This is a genomic window from uncultured Campylobacter sp. (genome assembly GCF_937949835.1).
Lineage (GTDB): Bacteria > Campylobacterota > Campylobacteria > Campylobacterales > Campylobacteraceae > Campylobacter_B.
The window spans coordinates 1-6,789 of record NZ_CALEDC010000357.1 but is presented as its reverse complement, the minus strand read 5'-3'; the positions used below and the strand labels follow the sequence as shown (position 1 = coordinate 6,789).

The window sequence follows — 6,789 nt, the reverse complement described above, 5'->3', positions numbered from 1 at the left end:
AATTTAACGCGCATCGAGGCAAACAACGTCGAAGCTGGCACTACGGACAGCAAAGCGGACATCGCGAAGCGCGAAGGAAATTTCACGGAAGAGCAAAATGCTGGGCGATAAGATTAGCCTTGAAGGCGATATCGTGAATTTTATGTCGTTGGTCAAATTTGTGAAAAAATGAGTTAAAATTTATTACTCAAGGAAAAACATGGTAAAAAAGAGATCTTTAGAAGTAAAAGGAAGTATATCGATCGCCATAATCCTGCTTTGGGTTTATTTTTTGATTACGGCGCTGAGCGGTGATAGATACTGTGGCATATGGGATTATATCGCAAATAGTGAAGAGGATGATGCCTGCATCGCTAAGCTGATAAAGCGCGCAGACGCGGGTAGTGAATTGGCGCTCAATCGGCTTAGATACCCTAGCAAGGCGTATATCAAGCGCGTATGCGAAAGAGGAGTGGAAAACTTAGGCGAGCGAGAGAGATATTATTTCGAGCGTTTAGGTGTAGATCGTTGCGAAGCTCCAAATTTTAAAGGCGGCGAAACAAATACGACAAGTAGCGGCGGTAATTTAGCGCGAGACGATACGAACGCAACGGACGGCGGAAATTTAACGCGCGCCGAGGCAAACAACGGCGAATCTAGCACCGCGGGCAGCAAGGCGGACATCGCGAAGCGCGAAGGAAATTTTACGAAAGAGCGAAATGCTGGGCGATGAAAATTTAGAAAAATTTTTCTCAAAAATCGACGCGGCGGAGTTTGGGATTTCGGCAGGTTCAAAGCTTGCTTCAAAAAATTCCAAACTTGCAGGAAGTGCGAGAGACAGGAATAAGGACAAGCCCTTAAAATCACAAGACGACGTGGAATTTTGCGGCGGACAGTCATATTTTAGCGACGCGCAGCAAGCTGAAATTTTAAAATTTAATGCCGAGCCGCCGTTTGGCGCCGAGCGAGTGCGTCTTGATACGGAGCAAGCACATTTAAAATTTAACGCTCGTCCATCGCAGTCGGAGCCGGGCGTCAGACAAGCGCTTGCGTTTGATGCCCATCCGTCGCAGGCGCAGTTTGATGGCGAGCAAGCGCAGGCAAAGATCGAAAATTTCATGCGCGATCTGCTGCAAAACTATGTGCTTTGCGTAAGCGGCGCGGAATTCGCCTTCGCGGAGATCGAGGCGTATTTCACGGGCGCGGATCGTAACACCTACAAGCGCACGTCGCGGGCGGGCGAGATATTTTTTCACAATTTCGGCTTTGACATTTCGTTTCGCAGCGTCCCGCAAAGCGGCGGCGGGATTTTGGTGCGAAGCCTGCGCGTCCTAAGCGGCGCAGAGCTTTTGGCGGGCTGCTTACCCGGCTCGGCGGAGAGCGGCCAGCTCGGCTCTGCCGTCGCCCCGCTCATACAAAATGGCGATTTTATCGCGGGTCCGCGCAAATGCATGGGTAAAATTTTAAATCTGCAAACGCAAAATTTAAACTTCTCTTTAAAGCGTGTGCCGCAAATAGCGCATGCAGCTGGCTTTAGCAACCGAATCCGACGGGGCGAGATCGCAAATGAAGTGAATCTGGACGCAAATATGCCAAGCGGCGCGGCGAAGCTTGCGAATGAGCCGCGCAGGCTTACCAGCGAGGAGTTTGAGGCATATCTGAGCGCGGGCTACACTGCCGCGAAAACATATAAAAAATCGCTGCAAAGATACGAGAGCTAAATTTTGATCAAACGGCGCGCAGCGCACGAGCGGTAAAATTTACTGAGCTTTAAGTGGTGTGGGTATAAAATGGCGTGTCCATCAAATTTAAAGGCGGCGAATGGATCAAAACAGGCTTGAGGAATTAAAAAGGCTACTACAAAAGTGGCTTCAAGAGCCAAAGCAGAGCTCGGAACAAAATTCTAACGATGAAAATTTTAAAGCCCCAAATTCTGAAATCCAGAATTCTGAAGTTTCAAATTTTAAAGTTTCGAATTCTGAATCCATGAATTCCGAAGCTTCAAATTTTGAAACCCTAAAATCCGATCCTGGCGCTTTAAATTTAAAAGCCAAATTAGAAACCGAAGCGGATCAGAATTCTGCCTGTGAAAACAATGCAGAGCCGCAAAATTTTATCTCGGATGATAGTGGCGCTTTACGGCAAAATTCCAAAGCAAGGGATTACAACAAAGAACCGATAGTAATCAAAAATTATGAAAAATTTTTTGTATATTCGTTTTTAGTCCTATTATTGCCGATCTCTACGCTACATGCATTTTTAATTATAGATTTTATAAATCATGAAGATATTGACATAGTTCAGTATTTTGCTATTTTATTCATTATTTTGCTATCTACAGTTATAATATCCATATTTACCGTAATCCGTCCTAGACAAGAGATAAAATTTACAAACAAGTATATAGAATTTATTAACGACGGTCTGGTTGAAAAACGCTGCGAAATTGACAAAAATGCTTTATCTTTAAATTTCTCTATCGGAATTTTGGCAAGCTCATATGAGATAGGAAAATCTGAAAAGATATTTTTGTACTTTATCGCTATTTTTATGTGCGTAACATGGTGGAATATATTTTTTATAGCGGTATTCTTTACATATTTATTCGGATTTTTATTAAATTTAATACTTTATCTGTTTATAAATAGGAATTTAAAAGGGTTTAGGGCTCTGCCATTTATTAGGATCGCACGCCCCTCATACGGCAGATGGTTTAGGAACAAGCCCATTTATCCAAGATGTTATCTCGTTTACATTTGTAATCAAAAAATTTATTATGAAATTAAAGAATATTTTTTGCAGAAAAGCGTAAATATAAATAACATTAAGAAAGATTATTTGTTTATCTAACGAGGAGGATAAAATGACGAGGGAAGAGGTCGCGAAGAAAGAGTCAGGCAACGTATATAAAAGTCTTTTGTCGATTAAGCTATTACAAATTTATATCTATTTTTAAAGAGGGGCTTGAAATAATGGAAAATTATAATAAACAAAAAGCCAGAGATTACGACAAATATCCGATAGTTATAAAAAAGCTAGATGATCTGTTTTGGCTGATAGCTCTTGGAATTTTATTAATTTGTTCTTTGATACAGAATTTTGACGGCGAGTATAAATTTAGGTTTTATATGAAAATATTGCTAGGTTATGGCACCGCATTTTTCTTTATATACGCAGCGAGCTTTATAAATAGCAAAAAAACGATAACCTTTATGAAGGACAAAATAGAATTTAAAAATAAAACAAAATGCGAAAAAGAGATGGCGTTAAAAAATATCTCCGTTTACAGATATGCTTATATGATTCCCAATTTTGCGCCCTTTGATATGAAAATTAAATTTTGTGTTTTAGTTTTATTTATAATGATCGTCGTGGCATTATACAACTTTAAATTTTATATGTTTATTTTTATCATTATGGGCTTATTGCTGATGCCTATTATTAAATTTATCTACTATATTCTATTTGAGAAAACGGCTAGGTTCTTGCTTTGTGATAAATTATTGATATGCAATGGCTCCGATTCCGAAGTATTTACGATCAATAATAAAAAGGAGTTTGGCGAGCTGCAAAAATATTTCTTGGATACGCTAAATATAGATATTACAGAGGGATATTTATTTTGGAAACCGCCTTATGATATTGCAAAAATAATAGTGAATAAAATGAACAAATTTATGAAATTCTAAAAACAAAAGATAAGGTTTAAAAAATATACAAACGATATATAATTAGCGTACCGCGGGATAAACAATTTAATCCGCAGAATATCGATCTTTAATGAAAAATAGAATTTAGAAAATTTAAATTCTAACGCTCCGCTTGAAATTTTGCCTTTAAAATTTACGCGCTAATCATCGCCGCTTTCATATACGCCGAGCTCTACGAGATTGCCGTCAGGATCGCGCAGATAGATACTTTGCATAGCGCCGCGCGCGCCCGTGCGAGGCACGACGCCAAGCTCTATTTGCGCCCCCTTGCTTTCCAGCTCCTCTTTGAGCTGCTGTGCGCTTTGCCCTTCACAGATGAGGCAAAAATCCGCCGAGCCCGCGCCAGGATGCGCCGCAAACGGCTCAAACTCGCCCGCGCGAGTGTGGATGTTGATCTTTGAGGAGCCGAAACGCAGGCTGTGTTTGCCGCCCTCGCAAACATGCTTTAGCCCTAAAATTCCTTCATAAAATTCCACGCATTTTTGCAGATCGTCCGTAACTAGGACGAAGTGATCGATCTTTGCGATTTTCATTTTGCCTCCTTGCGCGCTCGCAAGTCGCAAAATTTTTACGCCTCGCGGTACGATTTTGGAATTCTACCGTGAAATTTTGCGACAAAATTCCAAATGCTCGTAGCGCGAAATCAAAATTTCGCAGCGACAATTTTACGCACGGAAAATTCTGCGTCGGTAATTTTAAAATTCTAAAATTTAGCCTAAGCAAAATGGGATGCAAGTAGAACCTGGCTTTAGTAAAATTTGACCCAGCGAAATTCCGTCTAGCTAGCGCCGCAAATTCTAATCTCGCGATTTTAAAACTAGCGATTTTAAAATTCTCTTGCCTACCTCGACGCCCGGCTGATCGTAAGTGCTGACGCCCAGTATCGCTCCAGTGGCGCTAGTTAGCAGCTCGAAGTAGTAAAATAGCTCGCCCACGCTCTGTTCGCAAAGCTGCGGAACCTCGATAAGATCGACGCTGATACCCTCATTTAGCACGGCTTGCAGCGTAGCATCGCACTGAAGATTTAGCACCTCATCCAGTCGCATGCCGTTTACGAAGTCACAGCCCTCAAGACCTTGCAGACTGATACCGGGCACCGCGTCCGTAGTGCCGTTGTCCGTGAGCTTTAAGAAAGTCACGGTCTTATCCTTTACGCCGTCCATTATGAGCTGAAGGAAGCTGTGCTGATCGCGCGAGCCTACAAGCCCTACAGGAGTAAGCCCCTCGCGGCTAAAGCCGATCTTTTTACCTAGGCTTTCCGCCCATAGCTGTACGTACCACTCGTCCAATGCGCGCAACGCGTCGCCATAGCTAAAAAGGACGTTGATTTTCGCACTTTTGTGTGTGGCGTAGTGATGGGCTTTTCGTAGAATTTTATTCTCCGCGATTTTAGCGGGATCGCCTGCTAAAATTTCATCCAGATACCGCTCTTTTGCAGCGGCAGCCCCGCGCAGCATCGCGCTTGCATCAAGACCTAACCCAACTGCGGGCACCAGCCCTACCGCACTTAATACGCTAAAACGGCCGCCTACGTTAGCGGGCATATTTATCACGCAGGCACCGTGCCCGCGCGCGAAGATATCAAGCGGCGAGCCTACATCGGTGATGAAGATGAAATTTTTTGCTAGCGTCTTTAAATCTGAAATTCCAAAACGCTGCAAAACGACCTTAAAAAGCGAGATCGTCTCGATCGTACCGCCCGATTTGGACGATATGATGAAGATCGTGCGAGCAAAATTTAACCCTTCAAACGCGCGACGCACACTAAGTGCGTCTAAATTATCCAAAATTTCAAAGCGTAAATTCTTTCTTACGCGTGGGCGTAGCATCTCATAAAGCGCTCGCACGCCCACGCTGGAGCCGCCGATGCCTATAAGCACGACCCCGTCGTAGCTTCGCGCGCTAAAAAATTCCTGCGCCCGCGCTATTTCGTCTGCGCCTTGCTGCGGCAGGCGGTAGTAGCCTATCTCGCCGCTTTCGTATTCGGCGCGGATCTTTGCCGCCACCTCCTCTAGCGCGCCCTCTTTTGCCGGTGGGAAAAACAGCTCATTTTTTACCATCGCCGAATTCTCGCTCGTAGAAATATTTGATCGCGTCTACATAGCCCTTTACCGAGCCGCAGTCGAAGCGAGTGCCTTTAAATTTATACGCGATCACCACGCCGTTTTGAGCCTGTTTCAAAAGCGCGTCGGTGATCTGCACCTCGCCGTTTTTACCGGGCGCCGTCTGCTCGATGAGATCGAAAATATTAGGCGTTAGGATGTAGCGCCCGATGATGGCTAAGCTCGACGGAGCCTCGCCAGGCTCAGGTTTTTCGATCATATCCGAGACCATTATCAGATCGTCGCTGATGCTCTTTCCTGCGATGATACCGTATTTATTTACGTCCTGCGGCGGCACCTCCATCACCGCGACGACGCTGCAGCGGTATTTTTCGTAAATTTTAACCATCTGCGCAAGCACGCCCTCGCCGTTTTCGTTCACGCACAGATCGTCTGCGAGCACCACGCCGAAAGGCTCGTCGCGGATTAAAATTTTACCCGTATAAATCGCGTTACCGAGCCCCTTCATCTGCTCTTGGCGTGTAAAAGAGAAGGTGCAGCGCTTCATAAGCGCTCTGATCTCATCGAGCAGATACTCCTTGCTACTGCCTGAGATTTGATCCTCCAGCTCGTAGCTGCGGTCAAAATAATCCTCCAGCGCGCGTTTACCGCGACCCGTGACAAACGCCATATTGTCCATGCCCGCTTCCAGCGCCTCGTCCACGCCGTAGTGAATGAGCGGCTTGGTAAGGATCGGAAGCATCTCTTTAGGTAGCGATTTGGTCGCGGGCAAAAAGCGCGTGCCGTAGCCCGCCGCGGGAAATAAACAAGTCTGGATCATGAAGCTCCTTTGATCTTTTTTTGAACTTTTATTATAATGCAAAAAAGATAAAATTCCGCAAAGGAAAGCCTTGAAAACGATTGAAAAAGAGATCAGCGCCGCGCAGGAGATCAAAAAATCAAGCTTCATCGCCTATCTCGCGCCGCTAGCGAGCTTTGAGGCGCTGCGTGCGCAGTTGCGGCAGCAACATCCCAAGGCGCGGCATATCGTCTGGGCG

At 44.7% G+C, this 6,789-nt stretch carries 7 protein-coding genes; 4 read left to right on the top strand and 3 right to left on the bottom strand.

Features of this window, described 5'->3' with window-relative positions:
• Positions 1 to 199 precede the first annotated feature (199 nt).
• The 4 genes from Q0256_RS08245 to Q0256_RS08230 all read left to right on the top strand — a co-directional run bounded on the left by Q0256_RS08245 (position 200) and on the right by Q0256_RS08230 (position 3,668).
• Positions 200 to 712, top strand: coding sequence for a hypothetical protein (locus Q0256_RS08245; RefSeq protein ID WP_297962120.1), 513 nt, complete (start codon positions 200 to 202; stop codon positions 710 to 712).
• The gene (locus Q0256_RS08240; protein ID WP_297962117.1) at positions 699 to 1,700 is read left to right on the top strand and encodes a hypothetical protein; all 1,002 of its coding nucleotides are present in this window, start codon (positions 699 to 701) and stop codon (positions 1,698 to 1,700) included. Before Q0256_RS08245 ends, Q0256_RS08240 begins: the two co-directional genes overlap by 14 nt.
• Before the next feature lie 100 nt (positions 1,701 to 1,800).
• The gene (locus Q0256_RS08235; protein WP_297962115.1) at positions 1,801 to 2,829 is read left to right on the top strand and encodes a hypothetical protein; all 1,029 of its coding nucleotides are present in this window, start codon (positions 1,801 to 1,803) and stop codon (positions 2,827 to 2,829) included.
• A gap of 122 nt (positions 2,830 to 2,951) precedes the next feature.
• Positions 2,952 to 3,668, top strand: coding sequence for a hypothetical protein (locus Q0256_RS08230; protein ID WP_297962113.1), 717 nt, complete (start codon positions 2,952 to 2,954; stop codon positions 3,666 to 3,668).
• Positions 3,669 to 3,829: 161 nt separating this feature from the next.
• On the opposite strand, the gene Q0256_RS08225 is transcribed toward Q0256_RS08230, so the two are convergent.
• The 3 genes from Q0256_RS08225 to galU all read right to left on the bottom strand — a co-directional run bounded on the left by Q0256_RS08225 (position 3,830) and on the right by galU (position 6,572).
• Positions 3,830 to 4,222 carry a VOC family protein gene (locus Q0256_RS08225; protein ID WP_297962111.1) on the bottom strand — a complete coding sequence of 131 codons (393 nt, stop codon included), beginning with the start codon at positions 4,220 to 4,222 and terminating at the stop codon, positions 3,830 to 3,832.
• A 264-nt stretch (positions 4,223 to 4,486) separates the two neighbouring features.
• Positions 4,487 to 5,749 carry a glucose-6-phosphate isomerase gene (locus Q0256_RS08220; protein WP_297962109.1) on the bottom strand — a complete coding sequence of 421 codons (1,263 nt, stop codon included), beginning with the start codon at positions 5,747 to 5,749 and terminating at the stop codon, positions 4,487 to 4,489.
• On the bottom strand, positions 5,736 to 6,572 hold the full coding sequence (galU, locus tag Q0256_RS08215) for a UTP--glucose-1-phosphate uridylyltransferase GalU (RefSeq protein WP_297962107.1): 837 nt from the start codon (positions 6,570 to 6,572) through the stop codon (positions 5,736 to 5,738). Before galU ends, Q0256_RS08220 begins: the two co-directional genes overlap by 14 nt.
• Positions 6,573 to 6,789: the final 217 nt, after the last annotated feature.